Raw genomic sequence first — 26,072 nt, forward strand, 5'->3', positions numbered from 1 at the left:
AATTACCTAACAGTGGATGCCCATTGCATTAAGAAGCCCGTGTGACAACGGGCTTTTTTGTGCATGAAACTTGCTGTGTATAAAACACTATTTAAAGGAGGCTATATGCAAGTTAAAAAGATTAATCATGTACTGGATTGGACAGTGGAATTTCACAACCGACTTGCTGCCAATTTTGAACAGCTCGGCTTAAGCAGCGATAAGCGCTGTGCCATGCTGTTAGATTATCTAAGTGGGTATGAGGGGAAGCTTGCTGCTGACGTTGCCAGTTTTAAAATATTAACCAGCTCTAATGCGTTAAATACTTGGTGCTATGAGTATTTTGCCGAAAATCCAGAGCTGATTGACTTCGAATCATTAAGTGCCGATATGGCCCATGATGAGCAGCAAGTACAAAACTACCTAGCCAAAAAACATCAACAGGTTATCGATCTGTATCAGTACCTTACCGAGCGTGCAGAGATTGAAGATTGTAAAGACGTGCTTTCGCAAATACTGCTCACTGAACAAAATGCGCTACAACAAATGATGCAAAGCGCTAATCGCCTAAAAGACGTGTAAATCTAGCCCTAGCTTTTTCCATTGTTGCTGCTCGGCCTCGAGGTCGGCAGCGAGCAAGGTGTTATCAGACAGCCACTGCTTGCCAAGTTGCAACGTGAGCGCACGACTTTCTGCGCTGATTTTATAGTCAGGCTTTTGCTTGGCTTGGCGCTTTTGATTCATTAAGACAGCAAGGCGAAATAGGGCAATCATGCGCTTCAACGTTAGTGAAGGAAGCGCAATAAACTCAGGCAACGCTTTGAGCTTAATTTTTTTTCTGTAAAAGCGAATAAGACATGCAAGTAACTGCTGTTGCTCTTGGGTAAACCCCGGAAGTTGGCTATTAGCAATAATGTAGGCACTGTGTTTATGTAATCCAGATGAGTTTATGCTTAAGCCGACTTCATGCAGCTGAGCTGCCCATAAAAGCACGGGCAGATCATCCTCATGGTTTAACTGCCAAGGCTGCTCAATATGAGGAAAGAGCCATTGCAAGGTGGCACTGACATTGGCCGCATGTTCACTGTCAACCACATATCGAGTGGAAATATTGGCTATCGTGGCAACACGTATATCTTTGTGCGCGTGCAGCTCTGTGAGCTCGTAAAGAATGCCCTCGCGCAGTGAAAAGTCACAGTAGGTGAGTGCATCAATATCAAAAAACGTCATCACGGCGTAAAGAATCGCTAGGCCACCACAAAAAGTGGGTCGCCGCTCTTCGCTGAGCTCGGCAAATTCCAATCGCTCTATATGGCCTGAGTCGCAGCTCGCTTCAATCAAGGTTGCCAATGCTGATTGGGTAAGTGGCTGGGTTAAGTCACCTTGATGGCACAGGGCGCTGAGCATTTTGGCTGTGCCTGAGGTGGCCAGTACATGTTGCCAACCTAATTGGGTGAAGCTATTCGCGATAGACTCTAACTCTTGCTCGGCTTTAACAATTGCGCGTTTAAAGCGCTTTTTTGAGATACGCCCGTCAGCAAAAAACTGTTGCGAATAGCTCACGCAACCCATGTTTCTGCTGCTCAAACGCAGGTGTTGGTGATGCTCTCCGATGGCCAGCTCGGTACTACCACCACCGATATCAATCACCAAACGCAGCCCCTCGTGGTGTACATGTTGGGCGACGCCTTGATAAATGAGGCGTGCTTCCTCTTGACCAGAAATAACATCGATATGAAATGGAAACACCGAACGAGCACGGCGCATGAAGCTTTTGATATTGCGCGCCCGGCGTAAGGTATAGGTCGCAACCACCTTAACGTTGGCGGCAGGAAAATCGATGAGAGTGCGAGCAAATTGCCGTAAAACGCTGACCGCTCTTTCTATGGCCTCATCACTCAGGCAGTCGTTGTTATCAAGGCCAGCGGCAAGATATACGCGCTGCTTTTCTTTGTGTAACACCTCTAAACGACCATCAACCTCTCTTGCTAGCAACAAGTGAAAGCTGTTGGAGCCTAAATCGACAGCAGCGAAAGTAGTGACATCATTGGTGTGCACGATTGCTTTCCCATTTCTTTAAGTAATCATGAATGGCAATTTGCGAGCGGATTTTTTTCTTGTTCCCTCGACGAACGTAATGATTTCTTTGCTCGGCGTCAATCACACGGGCTTTACTGCGATCGCGCCACTGTAACTCGAGAATATCGATGATTACCTGCTGTAAGCTGCGATTATAAACAGGGACGCCTACTTCTACCCGGTGATCAAGGTTACGTGTCATCAAGTCTGCGGATGAAATAAATACCTGGGTATGCTCAGCGCTGCCAAAGACCATCACCCGAGGATGCTCTAGGAAACGATCTACGATACTAATGATTTTAATATTGTCACTGAACCCCTTGATGCCGGGTACCAAAGAGCACATGCCACGAATGATCAGCCTTATTTTAACCCCTGCCTGGGCCGCGATATACAGCTTATCAATTAACTCTTTATCAACTAAGTTATTGACCTTGATAAAAATGTGACCTTTCTTTCCTAGCGTTACTTGCTCATCAATCAACTCATCGATACGCTCACGCGCATTCACAGGTGAGACCATCAGATGCTTAAACTTAAAGTGTTTGTAGCTGTGCTCGATAAACTTAAATACGTTATCGCACTCTTCACATATCTCGGGATCGCGAGTGAATAAGCTAAAGTCCGTGTATATTTTTGCTGTTTTTTCATGGAAGTTGCCGGTGCCAATATGTGCATATTGCACAATTTGCCCGTGTTCTTTACGATGAATCACGCACAGTTTGGAGTGCACTTTGAGAGAAGGGATGCCAAAGATCACCTTGATCCCAGCTTCGTCCAAGTTCTTTGCCCATTGGATATTATTTTGTTCATCGAAGCGCGCTTTTAATTCCACCATAACGGTTACTTTCTTGCCATTCTTTGCCGCATTCACCAGCGCACCAATTAACCGCGACTGACTGGCAACGCGATAAATATTGACTTTTATATGTAATACGTCGGGGTCGAAAGATGCTTGGCGCACATAGTTCAAAAAGTGATTGAAGGTATGGTAGGGGTAATACAGCAGAATGTCTTGATGGCTAATGGCATCAAATACGCTTGTGAAATGATCAAAAGTGTGTGAGCGAATGGTTGCCAGTGGGCGGTTCTCAAGGTAGCGCCGGCCGACATTGGGAAAGGCTAAAAAGTCGCGAAAGTTGCGATAGCGGCCGCCAGGGATCAGGGCATCATAGCGAGTGATCCCCAAGCGTCGTCTTAGTGCTTTGAGCATCTCTCCGGGCAAGGCACTGTCGTACACTAAACGCACAGGCTCTGAGCGCAACCGCTGTTTTAGACCTTTTGACATTTTATCCAACAGGCCTTCTTCGATTTCATCGTCGAGGTTATATTCAGCATCACGAGTGAGCTTAATGGCGAAACCACGAATGGCGTCAAAGCTAAAAAAGCTGGCAAATACCTGTTCAAGATAATAGAGAATGATGTCATCAAGCAGGACGATAGTTTTGTGGCGGCGGGTTTTTTCCGCAGGTAATTGCACAAAACGTGGTAGTCGGTTGGTCGGCACTTCCAACAATGCATAATGGCTTTTCTCATGACGCATTTCGACAAATAAATAGGTCATGGTGTCGTTGATATGCTCGGAATAGTTTTTGTTTTGATCAAGCAGAATGGGCGACAGGTGCTCTAATACCTCAGATTTAAAATATGCTAACAGCCATTGCTGGTGAAACTCACTGAGCTGCTCGGGTCGGTCAACATGAATATTGTGCTCGTTGAGGGCCACTAAGATATCATCATAGATAACGTTAAAGTCTTGCCCTAGCTTAAGTACTTTGTCCTGAATTTGCTGCATCAGGGCTTCATCTTCATCGAAATTTGCATCTGGAAGTTTGTTCAGCAGGATACGACGCTTTACGTCAGCAACGCGCACTTGAAAAAATTCATCAAGATTGTTGGAAAATATGCCCAGAAAGCGAATGCGTTCAATGATAGGGTTGTTTTTATCTTTTGCCTCTTGCAGTACGCGCTCGTTAAAAGAAAGCCAACTGAGCTCTTTGGGGTAGTAGCTCGCCTGCATAACAATATGTTCCGGTTTCATAATACACTCAGTGTAGAAGAGAGTCTGCGTGAGTGTATTAATTTATTACCGCAGTATGACCAGAAGATGACATAACAGCGCTGTCATCTTCTTAGTAGATACAAGTTGTTTTTAGCTTTCTATATCAACGATAACATCTGGGGTGATTGATTCCAGAGCGTCGATCACGACATCGCGCTGCATTCCCGCTGGCAAGGTAACCGTAGCAACCGCACTGAATAAGGGCGAACCCCAGTTAGGAGCACTTTGTTGCTTCGACGTCAGGTGCGTGATGTTGGCGCCTTTGTGACGGATCACCGCGGCTAATTCTTGCACTATACCAGGTCTATCATTTCCTGTGATCGCAAGGTTTAAACATTCAGGCGTGTCATTGGCGAGTTTATCTCCTGATTCAATACGGATCTCTAAGTGAGGGGATTGTTGTAGTGCGTCTTGAAGCTCTTTCAGGTGCTCTTCAGCGACCTCGACCTGAACAATACCAGCAAACTTACCAGCGAGATGTGAGAGGTTGCTGGCTAGCCAATTGCCGTGATGATCTAAGATGACGGAGGAAAGTTCTTCAACGAGGCCGGGACGATCTTGGCCTAATACGGTCAGTACTAACTGCTGCATAAATAACGGTCTCTTTATTATTGTGGAAATTTAGTCAGCTCATGCGGCTGCCTTTTTCGAGCACAGCCTTAAAATAAGATAGATAAACGTATAATTATTAAAAAGTTAAGGTGGTCTTCACGTGCTCGCTATGAGCAAGTATTGACCCCTTTTCGGGGTTTGTCCAATTCTTCGCAATGGCAATTTGCTATAGGTCATAACCAGATGTAAAAACAGTCTTGGTAGTGTTGGTTGTTTTTTACTCATTTCGTACTAGTTTTTCCGTTATGTAACAAAACTGTCATTTTGATGAAATATAATCCGCGCATCGTAAAGATATAAGGGTGTATTGATGACTTCCAATCCGCAAAACTTAACATTTAGCACGGATAGAAGCCGTCTATTTAAAGACAAGATAGCCCAGTTTGGCATTACCTCTGGCGGGGTAATGGTGCTCGTGGCGCTGTTGCTGATATTTTTCTATCTCCTCTATGTGGTGCAACCTATTTTTGAGTCTGCGCACATCGAAGAGCGTGCAAGCTTTGATGTTGCACAACAGGATGTTGTCGGCTTAGGGCTTGAAGAACAAACCGAAATTGCCTATCTCCTTAAGCGCGACGGGGCGGTGGACTTTTACAACATTCAAGAGCAAGGCTTTGGTCAACAAATGACCGAGCTGAAAACGGCTCTTCCTGCAGACGTGACCAGCTTTGCGTCTAGCGCACCGCACCAAGGTTTATATGCCTATGGGTTAAGCAATGGTGAGGCGGTTATCGTCAAGCCAAGCTTTATGGTGAGCTTCCCTAATAATCAGCGCAAGTTAACTCCACGTTTGACTTACCCATTAGGCGAAAAGCCGCTAGAGGTTGACCCACAAGGTCAGGCCATTACACGTTTTGCGTTCTCGCAAAGTGAAGAAAAAGTGGTGATGGTGGCCCTAACCGCAGACAAGCGAGTGGTATTTAGCGCCTATGTCGGTGAAGAAAACTTCATGACCGGCGAGGTTGAGTGGGTGGCTGAACAAACCGAGCTTAACATCGATGGCCGCATTGATGAGCTGTTGATCTCGCCCGACGGCAGTCGCGTTTTCGTGCGTTCAGCCAACCAAATCTATATCTATAACAGCCGTTATGCCAGCGACGTAGAGCTGACTCAAGTACTTGCTGCCAACGAAGAAAATGCCAACATTATTTCCGCGCAGCTGCTTGCTGGCGCCAATTCACTGATGCTGGCAAACGACAATGGCGAAGTATCGCAGTGGTTTGAGGTGAATACCGATGACGGCAAAGCCTTTAAGAAAATCCGCGCCTTTGAAACTTCAAAGCAAAAAGCCATAGATATTTACACCGAATTTTATCGCCGCACTTTCTTTACTGCCGGTGACAATGGTGAGCTAGGGGTGTATTACACCACCAGTGAAGCGAAACTATGGCAAGGCAAAGTGGCCGATGGCATGATCAAAAACTTTGCCATTGCTCCGCGTTCAAATGCGGCGCTGATCTTGGCTGATAACCAAGTGAAGGTGATAGAAATTGAGAATGAGCACCCGGAGGTAACTTGGTCTGGGTTGTGGCAGGAAGTCTGGTATGAAGGCTACCCTGAGCCTGATTATATTTGGCAATCAACGTCGGCCAGTGATGACTTTGAATCTAAGTTTTCACTGATCCCAATTTCTTTCGGTACTCTTAAAGCGGCGATGTACGCCATGCTATTTGCTGTGCCCATTGCACTTTCTGCTGCTGTGTATACCGCTTACTTTATGTCTAGCGAACTACGCAAAGTGGTGAAGCCCACCGTTGAAATTATGGAAGCCTTACCAACCGTTATTCTCGGTTTCCTTGCTGGTCTTTGGTTAGCGCCTTTGATTGAGGAAAACTTGCCTGCCATAGTCGCGTTGTTGATATTGCTGCCCGTTGCCATTATAAGCACCGCCTTTGCTTGGACAAAACTGCCTGAGCAGATCCGTCATCGCATCCCTGATGGAGCGCACTCAATTATTTTGGTGCCGGTTGTGCTACTGGTTGGCTGGGTCTCCTTTGCTATGAGCGGCAGCGTCGAGAACTGGTTATTTGATGGTAATGCACGTCAGTTTATTACCAATGAATTGGGTATGACTTTCGATCAGCGCAACTCGTTGGTGGTAGGTATTGCCATGGGCTTTGCCGTTATTCCGACCATATTTTCGATTGCCGAAGACGCAGTATTCAGTGTTCCTCGTCACCTTACGCAAGGCTCTCTAGCTCTAGGTGCCACCCAGTGGCAAACCCTAGTACGGGTGGTCTTGCTGACAGCGAGTCCGGGTATTTTCTCGGCGGTTATGATGGGCTTAGGGCGCGCCGTGGGTGAAACCATGATCGTACTCATGGCCACCGGTAATACCCCGATTATGGATTGGAGTATCTTCCAAGGTATGCGTACGTTAGCAGCAAACATTGCCGTAGAGATGCCGGAATCTGAAGTGGGTAGTTCACACTATCGCATTCTATTCTTGGCAGCCTTTGTGCTCTTTATTTTCACCTTCGTGTTTAACACGCTTGCTGAGTTTGTTCGTCAGCGTCTGCGTGAAAAATACAGCTCACTGTAATTAGAGGAGACACGACATGGTAAGACAGTGGTTTAAGTCTGGTTCTCCTTGGATTTGGATGACCGGTGGTGCTGTAAGCATCAGTTTGATTTCTGTAATTGGCTTGTTAGCGCTAATTGCATGGCGTGGCCTAAGCTTTTTCTGGCCATCAGAAGTACACCAGTTTGAAGTGCAAGGCTCTGTACCTCAGCAAACGGTCATTGGTGAAATCTATGATCGCGAGGCGGTGCCTGCTAGTCGAGTACGAGCTTCCGGGGTTGAGTTAAAAAACTATGGCGCCGAAGAGATTACCCGTTACCTAATTAAAACCGGTAACCGTGAGTATGTTGATTTGGATTTCCGTTGGTTATTAGAAACCGACATCCAAAAACAGTCGACGCCGAAAGAGCTCGCAGTGTTTGAACGCTCTAAAAATGGTAACTTCTATGGTTATATTGAGCAGGTCTATGAGCAAGGTGAGCTGGTTCAAGGCGACAAGGTCGCCAAATTAGAAGAGCTGGTCGAGCGCGCGGTTGAGCTTAATGAGCAGGCGCTTGATTTACAAAACGGTGAAATCGGTCACATTAACTATGAACTTGAGCAATTACGTCTACAAGAGCGTGCGTATGAGCTTGATAATGACCTAACACCCGAGCACATGGCTGAGCTTGAAGCCGAGCGTAAACGTTTGCGTGAAGCTTATAAAGGCTATGAGAAAGAGCTCTTTGCGTTGCGTGACGCCGCCAAGCGAGACAAAGTGATCGTGCGAGACATGCGCGGTGAAATGGTGACCTTACCGCTTTATCAAGTGCTTGATTTTTGGCAGCCAAATAACATGGGCTTCTTTGCCAAGCTTGGTCATTACTTTGGTCAGTTGGGCAAGTTCATCGCCGATGACCCGCGTGAAGCGAACACCGAAGGTGGCGTTTTCCCAGCAATATTCGGTACCGTGTTTATGGTGATGCTAATGGCCGTGATCGTGACACCCTTTGGGGTGGTGGCCGCTATCTACTTACACGAATACGCAGCGAAAAATGCGGTGACGAAGATGATCCGTATCGCGGTGATTAACCTCGCAGGTGTACCGTCGATTGTGTACGGGGTATTCGGTCTTGGTTTCTTTGTCTATATGTTAGGTGGCAGTTTAGATCAGCTATTTTACCCTGAAGCGGCGCCTAGCCCCGTGTTTGGTACGCCTGGGGTAATGTGGTCGGCCTTGACCCTGGCGATTTTGACCTTGCCGGTAGTGATTGTGTCCACCGAAGAAGGACTTTCTCGAATCCCGGGTTCAGTGCGTCAAGGCTCACTCGCCCTAGGTGCCACTAAAGCGGAAACATTGTGGCGCATCGTGGTGCCAATGGCGAGCCCAGCGATTATGACCGGCCTTATTCTGGCGGTAGCGCGCGCGGCGGGCGAAGTGGCGCCGTTGATGCTAGTTGGGGTGGTAAAAATGGCTCCGACCTTACCGTTAGATGGTAACTTCCCTTATGTGCACTTAGACCGTAAATTTATGCACTTAGGCTTCCATATTTATGACGTCGGCTTCCAAAGCCCGAACGTAGAGGCTGCGCGACCCTTGGTTTATGCAACCGCGTTTTTACTGGTGACGGTGATTATCACCTTGAACATCACCGCAATTGGTATTCGTAACCACTTGCGTGAAAAGTTCCGCGCCCTAGATAAGTAATGTAAAGAATTGAGATAGGTAACAAAGTTATGATTACAGTTGCACCCCAGGTAAATGCATCAAGCAGCGATAAGCTAGATTTGAATAACCTAACGCCAGAGCAAACAGCATTGCAGATTAAAAATCTCGACCTTTACTATGGCGAGAAGCAAGCGCTGAGTGATGTCAGTATGGATATTCCTAAAGGTCAGGTAACTGCGTTTATCGGCCCATCGGGTTGTGGTAAATCAACATTACTACGTTGTATCAATCGTATGAACGACCTGGTAGATAGCTGCCGTATCGACGGTGAAATTCTGCTTCACGGCGAGAATATCTACAACAAGCGTGTGGATGTGGCAGCGTTGCGCCGTAACGTTGGCATGGTGTTTCAAAGCCCGAATCCATTCCCTAAGTCTATTTATGAGAATGTGGTTTATGGCTTGCGCCTACAAGGCATTAAAGACAAGCGTAAACTCGATGAAGTGGTGGAAAAGTCATTACGTGGCGCGGCATTGTGGGACGAAGTCAAAGATCGTCTACACGACAGTGCATTTGGTCTCTCTGGAGGTCAGCAGCAGCGTTTAGTGATTGCTCGCTCTATCGCCATCGAACCAGAAGTGTTATTGCTGGATGAGCCAACCTCGGCGCTGGATCCCATTTCAACGCTGGTTATTGAAGAGTTGATCAGTGAGCTCAAAAACAAGTTCACCGTAGTGATCGTAACGCACAACATGCAACAGGCGGCGCGGGTATCTGATCAAACGGCATTTATGTATATGGGTGAGCTTATTGAGTATGCCGATACTAATACTCTGTTCACCACCCCTAGTAAGAAGAAAACCGAAGACTACATTACCGGTCGTTACGGTTAATCTCGCGGCATGTTGCAACGCTTGTTGCTATGATTACTAGAGTAGAATTTTGAGAAGGCGATTATGGAACACAATATAAACAAACACATTTCCGGCAAGTTTAATGAAGAGCTAGAGAGTGTGCGTAACCATGTACTGAGCATGGGTGGGTTAGTTGAGCAACAACTAAACAGTGCCCTTGATGCAGTCAGTAAAAACGATGCTGAGTTGGCAAAAAAGGTTAAAGCTAATGACTACCGCGTGAATGCCATGGAAGTGAACATTGACGAGGAGTGCACGCGCATCATCGCTAAACGCCAACCAGCGGCCAGTGATTTACGTTTAGTTGTTGCCATTGCCAAAACTATTGCTGATTTAGAGCGTATTGGTGATGAGGCTGAGCGCATTGCCAAAGTAGCATTAGACTCTTTCACTAAAGATCAGCAAGGGTTGCTCAATAACATTGAAAATATGGGTCGCTTAGTGTCAATCATGTTACATGACGTATTGGATGCGTTTGCCCGTATGGACGCGCAGAAGGCCTTTGAAGTGCACAAAGCGGATGAAAAAGTGGACCGTGAGTATGAAGCACTCACCCGCCAAATCATGACTTATATGATGGAGGATCCGCGTTCAATTCCCAAGGTAATGGACTTAATTTGGTCGGTACGTTCTTTGGAGCGCATTGGCGACCGTTGTCAGAATATTTCCGAATATGTGATTTATTTCGTCAACGGCAAGGATATTCGCCATATCTCCCAAGAAGATATCGCTAAGACACTGTAATTATTTTAGAAAATAAAGATGGGCAAATACGGACATTTGCCCTTTTTTTATGATGTTAAATAATCATTGCCAGTTGAGTGTAAAAGCTTACTGAATAAGGCATGAAATTCGATGCGTTTGAGCTGCACATAGGGTAAAATTGCGCTCGAAAGCATAGTTAAACTAAGTCGTGGAAAATAGCAAAGAAACGAGCCTACAAAACCAATGTAGTCTATGTTTATGACCTATTTATGACGGTTTTATTGCAAACTTAGATTCAAAGGGTCAGTTATGCCTAGTAATGCGTTTTTAGGGGTTTTTGCAAAATCACCTATTAAACCAATTGAAGATCATATTAAAAAAGTGCACAAAGCAAGTGCGCTACTCATTCCCTTTTTTGAGCATGTATTTGAGTCTCAATGGCAAGAAGCGGAAGGGTTACGTCTTAAAATACGCTCCATAGAGCGTGAGGCCGATGATCTTAAACGTGAGATTAGACTTAATCTTCCACGTGGACTGTTCCTTCCAGTTGAGCGCACCGATTTGCTCGAACTGATCACCCACCAAGACAAGATAGCCAATAAAGCTAAAGACATCGCTGGACGCGTTATTGGCCGTGAGATGGCAATCCCAAAAACCATCCAAAGCGACTTCTTACAGTATCTATCACGCTGTGTGGACGCCACCAAGCAAGCATCAAAAGCTATTAATGAGCTAGATGAATTACTTGAAACAGGCTTCCGTGGTCGTGAAGTAACCCTGGTTGAGAAAATGCTCGCCGAACTTGATGCGATTGAGCAAGACACAGACGATATGCAAATTAAGCTACGTCAAGAATTGCGTCGCATTGAAGATACACTAAACCCTGTTGATGTCATGTTCTTGTACAAGATCATCGAGTGGGTGGGCGATTTAGCCGATATTGCTGAGCGCGTTGGTTCGCGTTTAGAAGTATTGCTAGCTCGTTAACATTGCCAAGATCCAGCAAAGACAATATGAACACACTGCTGGCTCAAACAAAGTTAAGACAATAAGGTTATTCTGATGGATATTATTTCGTCCTACGGTACCGTGCTGGTGTTGGTTGCCGCTGCGGTAGGTTTCTTCATGGCTTATGGCATCGGTGCCAATGACGTAGCCAATGCAATGGGTACGTCAGTGGGCTCTAAAGCACTGACCATTAAACAAGCGATTATCATTGCGATGATCTTCGAATTCGCTGGCGCATATTTAGCCGGTGGTGAGGTTACATCGACCATACGTAAAGGCATTATTGACGCCGCTCCGTTTGCTGATATCCCCGAACTGATGGTGTTGGGCATGATTTCAGCATTATTCGCGGCCGGTAGCTGGTTATTAATTGCGTCCTTTTTAGGCTGGCCTGTTTCCACAACACACTCTATTATCGGCGCTATTATTGGTTTTGCTCTCGTTGCTGTAGGTAGCGAAGCGATTCAATGGACCAAGGTTGCGGGGATTGTGGGTAGCTGGGTGGTGACGCCTGCGCTATCAGGCTTCATTGCTTACCTTATCTTTATGAGCGCGCAAAAGCTTATTTTTGATACCAATAACCCACTGGATAATGCTAAACGCTACGTACCTATCTATATGGGTTTGGCTGGTTTTGTCATGTCCTTGGTGACTATCAAAAAAGGCTTAAAGCACATTGGTATCAACCTAGGAACCGTTGAAGGTTATGCCTTGTCGGTAGCTATTGCTGTGCTTATCGGCATTATTGGTATGCTTGCCATTAAACGCCTAAAAATGGACCCTAAAGCCGATAAGGCAATGCAGTTTAACAACGTTGAGAAAGTGTTTGCCGTACTGATGGTACTGACCGCTTGTTGTATGGCTTTTGCACACGGTTCGAACGATGTTGCCAACGCCATAGGCCCACTTGCTGCCGTTGTAAATATCGTTGAAAATAACGGTGAGCTTGCGAAAAAAGCAGCACTTGCATGGTGGATTCTTCCTTTAGGTGGCCTAGGTATCGTCATGGGCCTTGCTATCTTAGGTAAGAAAGTGATTAAAACCATTGGTGAAGGAATTACGCACTTAACGCCAAGCCGAGGCTTTGCAGCCGAGCTTGCAGCCGCATCAACTGTAGTTATTGCCTCTGGTACTGGCTTGCCAATTTCGACCACGCAAACACTAGTCGGTGCCGTTTTGGGTGTGGGTATGGCACGGGGCATTGCCGCACTGAATATGAGTGTGATTAGAAACATTGTGGTTTCTTGGGTAATAACATTGCCTGTTGGTGCTGCTCTTGCTATTGTAATCTTCTACATATTAAGAACAGTATTCGGCGTATAACGTCGTTGTGGGAGTTATCTCCCACAACACATGACAGAACCGTCTTTTAGCTTGAAAAGATCTCAACGCCCTCGGTGTTGGGGTCTTTTTATTTGTGAGCAATAAACATGACCAACCTGCCTAGTATCAAGCAACTACAATATTTAATCGCAGTTCATCAACATCAACATTTTGGTCGCGCAGCTAGCGCCTGTTATATCGGCCAGTCGACTTTGAGTAGCGCGATTCAAAACCTTGAAGAAAATCTCGGCGTGCAACTTATTGAGCGTGAAAATCGCAGTTTAATGTTCACCAGCATTGGCGAAGAAGTGGTAGCGAAGGCCAAGCAAATAATTAACGACACCATGAGTGTGAAAGAGCTGACCCGCAGCCATCTGCACCCGCTTAGCGGTACGCTAACGCTTGGCGTTATTCCGACTATTGCTAGCTTTGTCGCTGCGCCACTTTATTGCTACTGCAAAGAAACGTTTAAAGACTTAGATTTAGTGCTGGTAGAAGACACCAGTGATAACCTACTCGATAAGTTAGAGCATGGCCATATCGATATCGCGCTGCTAGCACTGCCTTATGAAACTGGGCGCTTTCACACGCAGATATTGGCAAAAGACAAGTTCTACCTCGTGAAACACAAAGACTACCCCATTGATGAGTCGGTGGATTACAACGCGCTTCCAGAGCATAGCGTATTCCTCCTTGAACGTGAGCACTGTATGACTGGGCATGCGCTCAGTGCGTGTAATTTGGAGCGAGCGAGTTGCATCAACCCATTCGAAGCCGCGAATTTACACACCTTGCTGTCGATGGTGGAATATAAGTTGGGCGTTACATTTTTACCACAAATGGCGATTAACGCGGGCATACTTGATGCCAAGCCGCTGGTGGCTACCAGCTCTGGCGCTGATGCGCATCGCGATGTTGGTTTAATTTGGCGCAAGACCACAGGAAGAATCGGTGACTTCCGGCTATTCAGCGATAAAGTCGGCGAGTTCCTACGTACTTGTAGCACCGTGGGCAGTGAAGAGCCTTAATGAACCTAGCTGTCTAAGGTGTTGATTTTGGTTTAAACAGGGGCTTTTCTAGTGCCGGTAAAAACAACAAATAGACCCAGACCACAAGGTTAAAATACGGAATAACACCCAGTACTAAAAACAGCCGTACCGGATACCCTTTGCGCTTGGCGTGAAGGTAGCACTGGCTGGCGATGAGCATGTTTATACTCAGCAGTAATGTTACTAAAGCAGTCATGTTGATTTTCCTTAACGAGCCTTGTTGATGTCATTGATAGACAATGTCTTCTAAGCCGATATAACCTCTCCGGCTATGCCACATTCCATTGTTGGGCTTTATGATTTATTTAGTATTTTCAGCAGGTTAATAATTAACTGTACGTGCTTAACCTGCTTCTCTCACAGCGCACTGAATAATTTGAGTATAGCTAAATGAGCGCTCAGAAAAAGCGCTAAATTGTTAAATTTCGTTCGTTATTACTTAGCTAGATGTTTTTGCAGAGATTATTTTTTGATTGTTTTGCAATGACGCTATCGGGGCGGGTTTGGCGATAAAATAGCCTTGGGCGTAATCGACACCAATTTCTTTAAGTAGGTTATAAATTTCTTTATTTTCAACGTATTCCGCTACTGAATGCTTTTTCAGCGAGCGTGAAATATCGTTGATGGCCTTAACCAACGCATAGTCTATGGGGTCATGTTGCATATCGCGCACGAATGAGCCGTCAATTTTGACATGCTGCGCTGGCAAGCGCTTGAGATAGTCAAAGGTACTAAATCCAGTGCCAAAATCATCAATGGAAAAGTCACAGCCAAGCTCGTTAAGCGCGCAGATCATGTCTCGGGTTGCACTCAGGTTATCAATGCTGGCACTTTCGGTAATTTCAAAAATAACGCGCTTGGGATCGACGTGATAATCATTGAGCATGGCGCGAATATGCGGCAACAAACGTTCATCTAAAAACGATTGCGCCGAGAGGTTGATGGCAACACGCTGTAACTGCGGGTTTTCACTGAGATCGCTAATCGCTCGGCGAACTACACATTGGTCCATCAAGTAGCTGTCATTGAGCATTTCAAGGGCTGGGATAAATTGGTTTGGGTAGATAAGCTCGTCGTCAACAACCAGCCTTAATAGGGCTTCATAATAAGCAATACGCGAGCGCTTAATGTCCCACACGGCCTGATAGTGTAACTCGATGTTGTTTTGCTGCAGTGCCGAGCGCACATTGTGACCCCATTCCAAGCCGCTTTGCATCGCATTACTTTGCGAGTCACGAGCATCATAGCAATGCACTAAATTACGGCCCTGGCTTTTGGCAATATACAGTGCGATATCAGCCTGCTTAAGGCATTCGTTAGCATCGTTGTTCTGTGCCGATATTTGTGTAATGCCGATTGAGCAACTAATAGAGTAGAGCTGTTCTTGGCAATGGAACTGGTAGCTATCAATGGCCATACATACCCCTTCAGCCACCATATGAGCGTCTAAAAATGGGGTGTCTTTAAGTAAAATGGCGAACTCATCGCCGCCGATGCGAAAGACTAAATGGCTATCGCCGATATGCTCTTGGAATAAGTTGGCGACCTCTTTAAGAACAACGTCACCTTCTTGGTGTCCCTTACTGTCGTTAATAATTTTGAAGTGGTCAAGGTCGATATAAATCAGTGCGTGCTCATCATTAGCACGGGTTTGGCGACACAACTGAGAGAGTTGTTGGTCAAAATAATAGCGGTTGTGAAGCCCTGTAAGGGTATCGTGTAAAGCTAAGTGTTGTAACTGTAACTCCGCCTGCTTGCGCTCTTCAATATTGTCGATGGAAGCGGTGATCACCGCGCCAGCATTGGCTTCATTAACATGCTGGAAACGGCATTCAAACCAAGCGCTATTGCCTTGTTGTGTAACCAGTTGCACTTCTATCTTGCGCCGCTGCTGCTCACCCTGAGCAACAGCGCTCAATACTTGCTGAAGCCTTGCTTGGTCATGCGCTAACGCGTAGTTGGTAAGCGGCTTGCCAATACTTTGCTTTAAACCATACCCGGTATTTGCTTCCCAGGCTGGGTTAATAAAGCGGATGCAGCCTTGCTCGTCGAGCTCCATAACGATGGTATTAAGATGCATAAGAATGCGTTGGTGCGCTGAATAGAGCTCTTTATAGCGTGATTGACTTTGGCTTAGCTGCGCCACTTTCTTCTCAAACTCGCTGTAGCTGGCTATAAAGTCTTCACGACGCGCGGCGTGGTCACACACTTTCATTAGTAGTGCGTCATTGTAAGGGCGACGAATAAAGTCGGTGACGCCGCTCAGCAATAAACGCTCGGCATAGTCAGCGTCGTGGCTATCTATAATAGTGACAATCGCTTGGCTGGCATTATGAGTGAGAATACTTTGTACCAACTCGTTAGCAGTCTCGGCATTGGCAATACTGGCATCTAGCAATACGATGGCGTAGCGCCCTTGCAAATACGTGCTTAAGGCTTGGCGCACAGAGCTGCATACTTCAACGGCAAAGTTTAACGCTAAGGCCTCACTCATCACTTTTGCTTTGGTGCTATCGGCCTCGAGTAACAGCAGGCCTAAACGACTGCTTTTATCGAGTTGCGTGGACAGAACATTGGCCAGTGTTTGCGGTAGTAAATCTTGGCGCTCAATGGGCACAACCGCATCAATACCATAGCTGCGAGCTGTGGTTTCGGCGATACGTTCACAATAAAAAGGGGGAGTCAGTACAATCGGGGTGTGTTTAGGGGTTTTCAGCAATCCGGAGCGAATCATTCGTGAAAAGCGCCAGCCATCGATGGTGCCTACATCCAGTCCGGTAATTACTAAGCTTACCGCGCGTTCTTTCAGCACCTGCAATGCTTCTTGGGAGTCTGCGAACTCAAGCACAGAGAAAATATCGAGACGCCCCAAAGTACGTTTAATGATGCTGCGCTCAACTGCACTGGCATTGACTATCATGAGGCTCAACGGCGTAGCCATGGTATCGCAACCCAACTGTTTAAGACCTAAATTGAATCCGCTAGATTATAGGTAATTGTCACCCGAGACAAGCGCTATGCGCTTGATTTCAGTCAAGGGGGGAACTAGAATTGGCGCGATTTTCAGCACCCCGGAGAAAACCCATGCGCGTGGCCGATTTTAGTTTTGAGCTACCTGAAGAATTGATTGCTCGATTTCCGCAAAAGGAACGTAGCCAAAGTCGCCTGTTAAAAGTAGAGGGTAACAGCGGTAATACCACCCACCATATTTTCAAGGACATCATTGACTTCATCGAACCTGGTGATCTGTTGGTGTTTAATAACACCAAAGTGATCCCTGCCCGTATGCATGGACAAAAGCGCTCTGGTGGCAAGGTGGAAGTGCTTATAGAAAGAGTGCTTGATGATAAGCGTGTGCTTGCTCACGTGAGAGCCAATAAGTCACCTAAACCGGGAACGGTGATGGTTCTTGAAGGGCAAGCGCAGATGGAAATGATTGGCCGTCAAGGCGAGCTGTTCGAGCTTGAGCTCAAAGGTGATATGTCAGTGTTAGACACCCTTGAGCAGATTGGCCATATGCCTTTGCCTCCGTATATCGACCGCCCTGATACTGATGAAGATAAGCAGCGTTATCAAACCGTGTATGGTGAAAAACCCGGTGCAGTTGCCGCACCAACAGCCGGATTACATTTTGATGAGCCGCTAATGGCAGCGTTAAAGGACAAAGGCGTGGCCATGGCGTTTGTGACCCTACACGTTGGTGCAGGGACGTTTCAGCCGGTGCGGGTAGACAGCGTTCAAGAGCATCATATGCACTCAGAATACATTGATGTACCACAAGATGTTGTTGATGCCATTGCGAAAACTAAAGCCCAAGGTGGGCGCGTTATTGCCGTGGGCACAACCTCGGTGCGCTCTTTGGAATCGGCAGCAAAAATCGGTGGCGGTGAGCTCATTAGTTATGTTGGCGATACCGATATCTTTATCTACCCTGGGTATCAGTTCAATGTCGTCGATGCCATGATCACAAACTTTCACTTACCGGAGTCCACATTAATTATGCTGGTCAGCGCATTCTCTGGGCAGGAGCATATTATGTCGGCCTATCAAGAGGCTATCAAGGAGCGTTATCGTTTCTTTAGTTATGGCGATGCGATGTTTTTAACCCGCCAAGATAAAGACTAAGAAAAAGCCGCAAGAAGCGGCTTTTTTTATTTGTTGCTTTTATTTCTTCGATTCGCCCCAATTCATAGTATTGCTGCGACAAAACAGGTAAAATCGGGCGGTTAATCTGCGCATTTTGCGCTCGAGTTGGACTGTTTTTCCGACCTATTGAGGACCACATGAAATTTGAACTAGATACAACCGACGGCAAAGCCCGCCGTGGGCGCTTAATTTTCGAACGCGGTGTCGTTGAAACCCCCGCATTTATGCCGGTAGGTACCTATGGCACAGTAAAGGGGATGACCCCAGACGAGCTTAAAGATACGGGGGCGCACATTTGCTTGGGAAATACTTTCCACCTCATGCTACGCCCGGGCACCGAGATTATTAAACAACACGGTGACCTCCATGACTTCATGGCATGGGACAAGCCGATTTTGACAGACTCCGGTGGTTTTCAGGTATTCAGTCTCGGCGCTATGCGTAAAATAACGGAAGAAGGCGTCATGTTCCGCTCTCCCGTTAACGGTGAGAAAATAATGCTGAGCCCTGAAAAAGCGATGCAAGTTCAGTGTGATCTAGGCTCTGACATTGTCATGATTTTTGACGAATGTACGCCTTACCCAGCAACGGAGAAGCAAGCAAAAGACTCCATGGAATTATCACTGCGCTGGGCAAAACGTTCAAAACAAGCGCACGGTGATAACCCGTCAGCGCTGTTTGGTATTATCCAAGGTGGTATGTACCCAGAGCTGCGAGCACAATCGCAAGCAGGGCTGGAGGAAATTGATTTTGATGGCTATGCCCTCGGTGGACTCTCTGTAGGTGAGCCTAAAGAAGACATGATCAATATTCTCGACCATTGCGCTTACAAAATGCCAGAGCAAAAGCCGCGTTATTTAATGGGCGTCGGCAAGCCTGAAGATATCGTTGAAGCGGTACGTCGTGGTATTGATATGTTTGACTGCGTGATGCCGACACGAAACGCACGTAATGGTCATTTATTTGTTACCGGTGGGGTGGTTAAAATCCGTAACGCCGTGCACAAGACCGACACCGCGCCGCTGGACAGTGAATGTGATTGCCACACCTGTAAAAACTACTCACGCGCTTATTTGCATCACTTGGATAAGTGTAATGAGATTCTCGGTGCGCGTTTGAACACTATTCATAACTTGCGCTACTACCAACGTTTAATGGAAGGGTTGCGTGAGGCAATTGCCAGCGGCAAGCTTGACGCTTTTGTAGCAGACTTTTATGCTCGCCGTAATACTGCGGTTCCAGAGCTCGCAGAAACAGAATGATTGCGGCCCGCCTTGTGCGGGCTTGCCTGTAATTTACAACACTAAAATTAATAGTTAAGTACTTAAGGGGACTACCTGATGAGTTTATTTATTGCAAACGCACATGCAAGCACAGCGGGCGCCGCACCAGCTGGTGGTGGCTATGAAATGCTAATTATGCTGGCCATTTTCGGTTTGGTTTTTTACTTTCTTATCTATCGCCCGCAAGCTAAGCGAGTAAAAGAGCACAAAAACCTAATGAGCGCTTTAGCCAAAGGTGATGAAGTGCTTACTCAAGGCGGCATGGTTGGTAAGATCACTAAGGTGTCTGAAGATAAAGACTTTGTGCTTATCTCGCTGAACGACCAAACCGAAGTAACAGTGCAGAAGTCTGCGATTAGCGCAGTACTACCCAAAGGCACAATGAAGTCGCTATAAACCAAAAAGGAAAGATACGTGTTAAATAAGTTTCCCTTATGGAAATATTTACTCGTGCTTGTTGTATTGGCAGTCGGGGTGCTTTATGCCACCCCGAACATCTATGGCCGCGATCCGGCCATTCAGGTTACCGGAACAAAGGGAACCGACGCCGATCTCAGTGCGCTAGATACAGTAAATAAAATCCTGACTGATAATAAAATTGAAACCAAGTCGAGCAAACTCGCCGATGGCCAGATCCTGGTCCGCTTCAAAAATGTCGAACAACAACTTAAAGCTCAGGACATTTTGCGCGACAACTTAAGTGAAGATTACATCTCAGCCATCAACATGGCGCCAGCTCAACCACAATGGTTAAAAGCCATTGGTGGTAACCCAATGAAGCTCGGTCTTGACTTAAGTGGTGGTGTGCATTTCACCATGGAAGTTGACATGGTGACGGCGATGGATAATGCCCTAAACCAGATGGAGCAGGATTTCCGCTCAGACTTACGCGAAGAAAAACTGCGTTATCGCACTATCCGCCGCGTAGCGGGGAGCGATGGCGTGCAAGTGGTGATGCGCAGTGAGCAAGACAAAGACGCTGCAGAGCGCTTCTTACAAGACCGCTACCCGGGTTACTTATTTGTTGATGACAGCAACAACGACAATGGCTTTATTGCCTCTATGAGCGAGCAGCGTATTAAAGAGCTGCGTGATTATGCGATCAAGCAAAACGAAACCATTATTCGTAACCGGATTAACCAAATCGGTGTTGCTGAACCTAATGTTCAACGTCAAGGCGCAGAGCGCATTATCGTGCAATTACCCGGTGTACAAGATACCGCGCGTGCAAAAGAAATCTTAGGTGCTACGGCAACCCTAGAGTTTCGTGAGGTTGACCAAGATGCTGACCCTGGGTTGGCGATGCAAGGGCGGACACCGCCTGGTACTGAAATGATCATGAGCCGCGAAGGCCGTCCTGTGGTACTGAAAAAGCGGGTCATTCTGGAAGGTAGCCATATTACCGGTGCACAATCTGGCATGGATGAATATCAGCGTCCACAGGTTAATATTAAGCTGGATTCTAAAGGCGGTGCCAAGATGGATGCCTTTACCAAACGCGCCATAGGTAAGCCAATGGCGACCGTGTTTATTGAATACAAGCCTTCCGGCGAAGTAGACGAAAACGGAAAGCCGCTTCCGCCTATCAAAGTGGAAGAAGTAATTAACGTGGCGACGATTCAAGCACGATTAGGGCGCAGTTTCCGCATTACCGGTTTAGATAACCCAGCTGAAGCACATAACTTGAGCTTGCTGCTGCGTGCAGGTGCCCTTGTTGCACCGATCCAAATCGTAGAAGAGCGCACCGTGGGTCCAAGCTTAGGCCAAGAAAATATTGAAGCGGGTATGACCGCCGTGGTGCTTGGTTTCGCGTTTGTTTTAGCCTTTATGCTGCTTTATTACAAAGGTTTCGGCTTGGTTGCTAACCTAGCCTTGGGGGCTAACTTGGTGATGATTGTCGGAGTGATGTCGATGATCCCAGGTGCTGCGCTGACCTTACCTGGTATTGCTGGTATCGTCTTAACGGTTGGTATGGCGGTGGACGCAAACGTACTTATTTTCGAGCGTATCCGCGAAGAATTGGCTGATGGACGCAGTCCACAGCAGGCCATCCATTTCGGTTACGACAGTGCTTTCAGTACCATTTTTGATGCCAATATTACCACCTTAATCGCAGCGATTATTCTGTTTGCAGTGGGAACCGGACCAATCGCTGGCTTCGCGGTAACCCTGGCAATAGGTATCTTAACTTCAATGTTTACCGCCATTGTTGGTACCCGTGCGGTTATCAACTTAGTTGTTGGTGGTAAGCGCATTGAAAAGCTATCGATATAGGAGCGAAGCATGCAATTATTAAAAGTGAAAGGTACTTTACCATTCATGAAAGCACGCAAAGTAGCGATGGGCTTTTCAATTTTATTGATTATTGCCGCGCTGGTGTCTTTCGTGGTTAAAGGCCTTAATTTTGGGTTAGATTTTACCGGTGGTACAGCTGTAGAAGTGGGCTTTTCACAGCCTGCTGAGCTCTCCCAAGTACGAAAAGTACTCGCAGAGAATGGCTTCGCTGATGCCTCTGTACAGCTGTTTGGCTCCAGTAAAGACGTACTTGTGCGTCTTCCTCCACAAGGAGAGGGAGTGAAAGCTGAGGTCATTGGTAACCAGGTTATGGCAGCCTTAAAACAGGCCGATGCACAGGCGCAGATGCGCCGTATCGAGTTTGTTGGTCCCAGCGTAGGTGAAGATTTGAAAGAGCAGGGTGGCTTAGCGATGCTGACTGCTTTGATCTGTATTTTGCTCTATGTTGCCTTACGTTTTGAGTGGCGTTTTGCCCTAGGTGCGGTATTTGCCTTGTTCCACGATGTTATTTTGACTATGGGCCTGTTTTCACTATTAGGCTTGGAGTTTGATTTAACTATTTTGGCGGCGATTCTTGCGGTCATCGGTTATTCACTTAACGATACTATCGTTGTTTCAGACCGTATCCGTGAGAACTTCCGTAAAGTGCGTATTGACGACACCTTGGAAATTATCGATCTTTCCCTTACACAGACATTGAATCGAACCTTGGTTACTTCAATTACCACTATTTTGGTATTGATAGCCTTGTTCGTGTGGGGTGGCCAAACTATCCATGGTTTCGCTACGGCATTACTCTTTGGTGTATTCATCGGTACTTACTCGTCGGTCTATGTTGCCAGCTCTGTGGCGGTATTCCTTGGAGTTAGTAAAGAGGACTTGATCCCCGTAGAAGTAGAGAAAGAGGGCGCTGATCTCGATCCTATGCCTTAGAGAATAAAGGTCAAAACGTTGAAAATGCCGCTTTAATGCGGCATTTTTTATATATCCAGTTCCCTGGTTGTGACAATGAATGTAGCTCGCTGTCACAGCTGTTATACAGGCCCAGTCTTATGAAGTTGTTTTTACTGGTCTTAGCTTTGCTAACAATAAGTGCTTGCGGTGACAGCGTCGGCAAGCCACAGCCAACTGCTGATTCGAACTCAGCAGCCCGAGTGTACCTAGGCATGAGTGAGCAACTCCTCAGTGAGTTACGCTTGCAAGGACGAGCACCAGAGCTCGAGCATATAAGTACAGCCCTAGCCGTTGCTATGTATGCGCAAATCCCAGAGCTAAGACTGCGCTTTCCCGAGTGTGACGCGTACCTACAAAGCTTATATCAAGGCTTTGATAGCTCCGTGCAATTAACGTATGCAGAGCTGAGTGAGCAATACCGCAATGGCGATGCTTTACCCAACTTTGAGGCACCGATTTGCTATCATATTAAGGAGGCGACAGTTCTTCCGCTGCTAATTAGAGCTATAGTGAGAGAGTCGCAAACTGGCGCAGTTAATACTGTGTCGGCGCGTCGACATGCACTCAAAGCGCAAGCCCATTTCAATATCGTTCAGCAGCAATTGCAGAGAAAGTAGTCAATTCATGACGCTGTCATAATCCCTTGCTAGGCTTTGCCACCATTTTAATATTGGGTGTACAAAGCTGTGAGTGCCGAATTAATAGCAGAATTAGCCGGAATTATTGAAAAGCGTCAAGTTACCTGCGTTTTTCAACCTATTTTTGACTTCTATCAGGAAGCGATAATTGGCTATGAAGCACTCAGTAGGGGGCCTGAAGATAGCTTTTTGCACAGACCCGACGCACTATTTAGCTGTGCTGTAGCCCACCATCGCCTTTCTGAATTAGAGCTACTGTGTCGAGAAACGGCCATAGCTTCATTCGCCGAGCAGCAATTAGCTGGCAAGTTGTTTCTTAATGTCAGCCCCAACACGTTATCGGATCCGGCTCACCCTAAAGGGCAAACCCTGCAGCTACTGCGTGAATACGGCCTCGGTGCGCAGCAAGTAGTCATCGAGCTCACCGAGCAAGATAAAGTGGATAATACCGAGCAGTTACGCAAAGCGGTTGCACATTACCGTCAGCTTGGTTTTCTCATCGCTATTGATGATTTAGGGGCGGGGTATTCAGGGCTTAAACAATGGTCAGAAATACAGCCCGATATTGTCAAAATAGACCGCTACTTTATAGATCATTGCGATCAAAGTCCGGTGAAAAAAGAGTTTTTAAAGTCTATAACGGAGCTAGCAAAAGCCACACATACTCGGGTAGTCGCCGAGGGAATAGAGCGAGAAGAAGAGTTTCAGTTGTTACGAACACTCGAACTACATACGGTACAGGGATATTTATTCGAACGCCCGAGTGCAGAGCCTAGCCAGCAATTTGAGGCGCAACGCTTTCAAAATTTAGGGCACACTCACCATCAGCACTTTGTTGAGCCATCGCTGGCGGTGGGATGGTTAGCGATAGAGCAACAAGCTATCTGCCAATACACTTTGTGTCGAGAGGCGCAGCGTATTTTTGATAACGATAAGGCGCTGTTTTCACTGGTTGTTATTGATCAGTATCACCAGCCCGTTGGCTTGCTATACAAAGAGCAGTTAACAGAAGTGTTTGCTTCACCCTATGGTCATGCTTTATATGACAAAAAGCCGATAGCGTCGTTGATGGACGCCGAGCCACTCGTGGTTGATGAAAATGAACAGCTTGATAGAGTGAGCCGGCAAATTACCGACAATGATTTTGATATCCGTCGCTATATCATCGTTACTCGAGGCGGTAAGTATTTAGGTGTTGTGCATCTGCGGCAAATTCTCAAGCACATGACCGAAGAAAAAGTACGTCATGCTCAGCACGCTAACCCACTGACCATGTTACCCGGCAATATCGCCATTAATGATGCGATTGAGCACCGTTTGCGCAGCAACCGTGCCTTTTCCATTGCTTACTTTGATTTGAACCATTTCAAACAATTCAATGATTTATATGGCTATGCCAGCGGCGATAGCGTGATTAAATTATTGGCCGATATTATCCGCAGTCATTGCCAAGCCGTTCCCTGCTTTATTGGCCATATTGGCGGTGATGACTTTATGGTTGTATTTGATGGTGAGGATGCCAGTGCTACCTGCCAGGCTGTGATTGCTGATTTTGATACTCAGGTTCGGCGCTTTTTTAGCCCTGAGCATATCGCAGCGCAAGGTTATTGGAGCTGTAATCGTGAAGGGCAGCGTCAGTTCGTGCCATTATTGGCTTTGGCCGTGGGGTTAGTCACACCAGATACACGTAGCTGCGATAATAGTCACCAAGTTGCGACATTAGCGACCGATGCAAAAAAAGAGGCTAAACGTCACAAGGGGAGCCACCTCTTTTGCTGCCAGCGACGCGGGCCCGCCGCACCGTTGTTTCGTATACACCCTGAGCCACTGGACTCGCTTTCACCGCTGTCATTACATGAATAAAATCACATTAGTTCTGTGTTGTACTGTGTCAATATGGACGGTAGTTTGAGCGCAGAGCTGAGGAGGTGAATGATGGTTGAGGGGTTATTAACAAGGGCACTGTTGTTTTCTCTTATGCTCTGTGTCCCTGTTTACGCTCAGCAAACAGTTCGTGTTGCCCAAGAGATGCGGCCTCTGTATCCCCGTGATTATTACTTACAAGCGCTATTACAAAGCGCATTAGCAATCAGTGATAAGCCATATACTATCAGTTACGTTGATGTGCATCCGCATCAACAGCGTATTTTGTATATGCTTGATGGTGAGCGCGTCGATGTGCACTGGAGTATGACTAGCCCAGCACGAGAAAAGTTAGCTATTGCGGTTAAGGTACCGCTATTTAAAGGGCTCATTGGTCAGCGAGTACTGCTTGCGCACCCGAAACTGGCAAGGGCACTCAGCGCCGTAGAGTCAGTATCGCAGCTACGCCAGTTCAGCGCTGTGCAAGGTCATGATTGGCCAGATACCAACATACTCGCCGCTAACAATTTACCGGTAAAACCGGTAGCAAATTATCAAACGATGTTTCGCTTAACAGCGCAGCAGCGGGTCGATTATTTTCCTCGCTCCGTGATTGAAGTGGTTGATGAACTAAAAGCCCATCAGCAGATGCAGCTACAAATTGTTGATGATGTTGTGCTTAATTACCCGAGTGCATTTTACTTCTTTGTCTCTAAGAATCGGCCTGAGTTAGCGGCACACCTTCGACAGGGGTTGGATGTGCTTATCCAGCGCGGTGAGTTTGATGCGCTATTTACACGCTACTTCTCAGCCAACCTAGAGACGCTGTCGTTAGCGTCACGCCGACATATTATGCTGGCCAACCCTTTTTACATTGAGTCACCTTAACATGTTGAACAAGCGGTAGTTCCTCGCTGTTTTACTTATGAAGCGCAGGGCTAACAAAAAATTTGCCTATTTGCTTCATGGTCACTCTTTGATAATCTTAGCGCA

The 26,072-nt window shown here is 46.7% G+C and carries 21 protein-coding genes; 16 read left to right on the top strand and 5 right to left on the bottom strand.

Going from position 1 to position 26,072, the window contains the following annotated elements:
• The first annotated feature begins 105 nt into the window (after positions 1-105).
• Positions 106-561, top strand: a complete 456-nt coding sequence (locus MHM89_RS11615; protein WP_026111172.1) for a hypothetical protein — start codon at positions 106-108, stop codon at positions 559-561.
• On the opposite strand, the gene MHM89_RS11620 is transcribed toward MHM89_RS11615, so the two are convergent.
• The 3 genes from MHM89_RS11620 to MHM89_RS11630 all read right to left on the bottom strand — a co-directional run bounded on the left by MHM89_RS11620 (position 547) and on the right by MHM89_RS11630 (position 4,711).
• Positions 547-2,037, bottom strand: coding sequence for an exopolyphosphatase (locus MHM89_RS11620; RefSeq protein WP_239408856.1), 1,491 nt, complete (start codon positions 2,035-2,037; stop codon positions 547-549). The two genes, MHM89_RS11615 and MHM89_RS11620, sit on opposite strands and share 15 nt — an antisense overlap.
• Positions 2,024-4,099, bottom strand: coding sequence for a polyphosphate kinase 1 (ppk1, locus tag MHM89_RS11625; RefSeq protein ID WP_138507976.1), 2,076 nt, complete (start codon positions 4,097-4,099; stop codon positions 2,024-2,026). Before ppk1 ends, MHM89_RS11620 begins: the two co-directional genes overlap by 14 nt.
• A gap of 111 nt (positions 4,100-4,210) precedes the next feature.
• Entirely contained in the window at positions 4,211-4,711 is a 501-nt protein-coding gene (locus tag MHM89_RS11630) for an ACT domain-containing protein (RefSeq protein WP_022945406.1), read from the bottom strand.
• A gap of 331 nt (positions 4,712-5,042) precedes the next feature.
• Here MHM89_RS11630 and MHM89_RS11635 point away from each other — a divergent pair, with 331 nt between their 5' ends.
• From MHM89_RS11635 to MHM89_RS11665, 7 genes are all read left to right on the top strand, one after another.
• Complete coding sequence (locus tag MHM89_RS11635; protein WP_239408858.1) at positions 5,043-7,274, top strand: ABC transporter permease subunit; 2,232 nt, start codon at positions 5,043-5,045, stop codon at positions 7,272-7,274.
• A 16-nt stretch (positions 7,275-7,290) separates the two neighbouring features.
• Complete coding sequence (pstA, locus tag MHM89_RS11640) at positions 7,291-8,940, top strand: phosphate ABC transporter permease PstA (protein ID WP_026111175.1); 1,650 nt, start codon at positions 7,291-7,293, stop codon at positions 8,938-8,940.
• A gap of 29 nt (positions 8,941-8,969) precedes the next feature.
• Positions 8,970-9,794 carry a phosphate ABC transporter ATP-binding protein PstB gene (pstB, locus tag MHM89_RS11645; protein ID WP_022945409.1) on the top strand — a complete coding sequence of 275 codons (825 nt, stop codon included), beginning with the start codon at positions 8,970-8,972 and terminating at the stop codon, positions 9,792-9,794.
• Positions 9,795-9,857: 63 nt separating this feature from the next.
• Positions 9,858-10,559 (top strand): phosphate signaling complex protein PhoU, encoded by a 702-nt coding sequence (gene phoU, locus MHM89_RS11650; protein ID WP_022945410.1) that lies wholly within the window; start codon positions 9,858-9,860, stop codon positions 10,557-10,559.
• A 270-nt stretch (positions 10,560-10,829) separates the two neighbouring features.
• On the top strand, positions 10,830-11,507 hold the full coding sequence (locus MHM89_RS11655) for a TIGR00153 family protein (protein WP_239408860.1): 678 nt from the start codon (positions 10,830-10,832) through the stop codon (positions 11,505-11,507).
• A 75-nt stretch (positions 11,508-11,582) separates the two neighbouring features.
• Positions 11,583-12,851, top strand: a complete 1,269-nt coding sequence (locus MHM89_RS11660) for an inorganic phosphate transporter (RefSeq protein ID WP_022945412.1) — start codon at positions 11,583-11,585, stop codon at positions 12,849-12,851.
• Positions 12,852-12,958: 107 nt separating this feature from the next.
• Entirely contained in the window at positions 12,959-13,879 is a 921-nt protein-coding gene (locus MHM89_RS11665; protein ID WP_022945413.1) for a hydrogen peroxide-inducible genes activator, read from the top strand.
• 13 nt (positions 13,880-13,892) lie between these two features.
• Here the strand turns inward: MHM89_RS11665 and MHM89_RS11670 are convergent, their stop codons facing one another.
• A complete protein-coding gene (locus MHM89_RS11670; protein WP_022945414.1) occupies positions 13,893-14,096 on the bottom strand; it encodes a hypothetical protein in 204 nt (67 codons plus the stop codon).
• A 243-nt stretch (positions 14,097-14,339) separates the two neighbouring features.
• Positions 14,340-16,841 (bottom strand): EAL domain-containing protein, encoded by a 2,502-nt coding sequence (locus MHM89_RS11675; RefSeq protein ID WP_239408861.1) that lies wholly within the window; start codon positions 16,839-16,841, stop codon positions 14,340-14,342.
• A gap of 143 nt (positions 16,842-16,984) precedes the next feature.
• Between MHM89_RS11675 and queA the strand changes: the two genes are divergently transcribed.
• The 8 genes from queA to MHM89_RS11715 all read left to right on the top strand — a co-directional run bounded on the left by queA (position 16,985) and on the right by MHM89_RS11715 (position 25,967).
• Positions 16,985-18,025 (top strand): tRNA preQ1(34) S-adenosylmethionine ribosyltransferase-isomerase QueA, encoded by a 1,041-nt coding sequence (queA, locus tag MHM89_RS11680; RefSeq protein WP_239408862.1) that lies wholly within the window; start codon positions 16,985-16,987, stop codon positions 18,023-18,025.
• A gap of 158 nt (positions 18,026-18,183) precedes the next feature.
• On the top strand, positions 18,184-19,308 hold the full coding sequence (gene tgt, locus MHM89_RS11685) for a tRNA guanosine(34) transglycosylase Tgt (protein ID WP_022945417.1): 1,125 nt from the start codon (positions 18,184-18,186) through the stop codon (positions 19,306-19,308).
• A gap of 78 nt (positions 19,309-19,386) precedes the next feature.
• The gene (yajC, locus tag MHM89_RS11690) at positions 19,387-19,725 is read left to right on the top strand and encodes a preprotein translocase subunit YajC (protein ID WP_045979227.1); all 339 of its coding nucleotides are present in this window, start codon (positions 19,387-19,389) and stop codon (positions 19,723-19,725) included.
• Between the two features lie 18 nt (positions 19,726-19,743).
• Entirely contained in the window at positions 19,744-21,603 is a 1,860-nt protein-coding gene (gene secD / locus MHM89_RS11695; RefSeq protein WP_045979228.1) for a protein translocase subunit SecD, read from the top strand.
• 9 nt (positions 21,604-21,612) lie between these two features.
• Complete coding sequence (gene secF, locus MHM89_RS11700; protein WP_239408864.1) at positions 21,613-22,557, top strand: protein translocase subunit SecF; 945 nt, start codon at positions 21,613-21,615, stop codon at positions 22,555-22,557.
• A gap of 119 nt (positions 22,558-22,676) precedes the next feature.
• Complete coding sequence (locus MHM89_RS11705) at positions 22,677-23,195, top strand: hypothetical protein (protein WP_239408865.1); 519 nt, start codon at positions 22,677-22,679, stop codon at positions 23,193-23,195.
• A 69-nt stretch (positions 23,196-23,264) separates the two neighbouring features.
• On the top strand, positions 23,265-25,079 hold the full coding sequence (locus MHM89_RS11710) for a bifunctional diguanylate cyclase/phosphodiesterase (protein WP_239408866.1): 1,815 nt from the start codon (positions 23,265-23,267) through the stop codon (positions 25,077-25,079).
• Between the two features lie 69 nt (positions 25,080-25,148).
• A complete protein-coding gene (locus MHM89_RS11715) occupies positions 25,149-25,967 on the top strand; it encodes a transporter substrate-binding domain-containing protein (protein WP_239408867.1) in 819 nt (272 codons plus the stop codon).
• The last annotated feature ends 105 nt before the right edge of the window (positions 25,968-26,072 follow it).

It is taken from the genome of Pseudoalteromonas sp. CNC9-20, assembly GCF_022347875.1.
GTDB lineage: Bacteria > Pseudomonadota > Gammaproteobacteria > Enterobacterales > Alteromonadaceae > Pseudoalteromonas > Pseudoalteromonas ruthenica.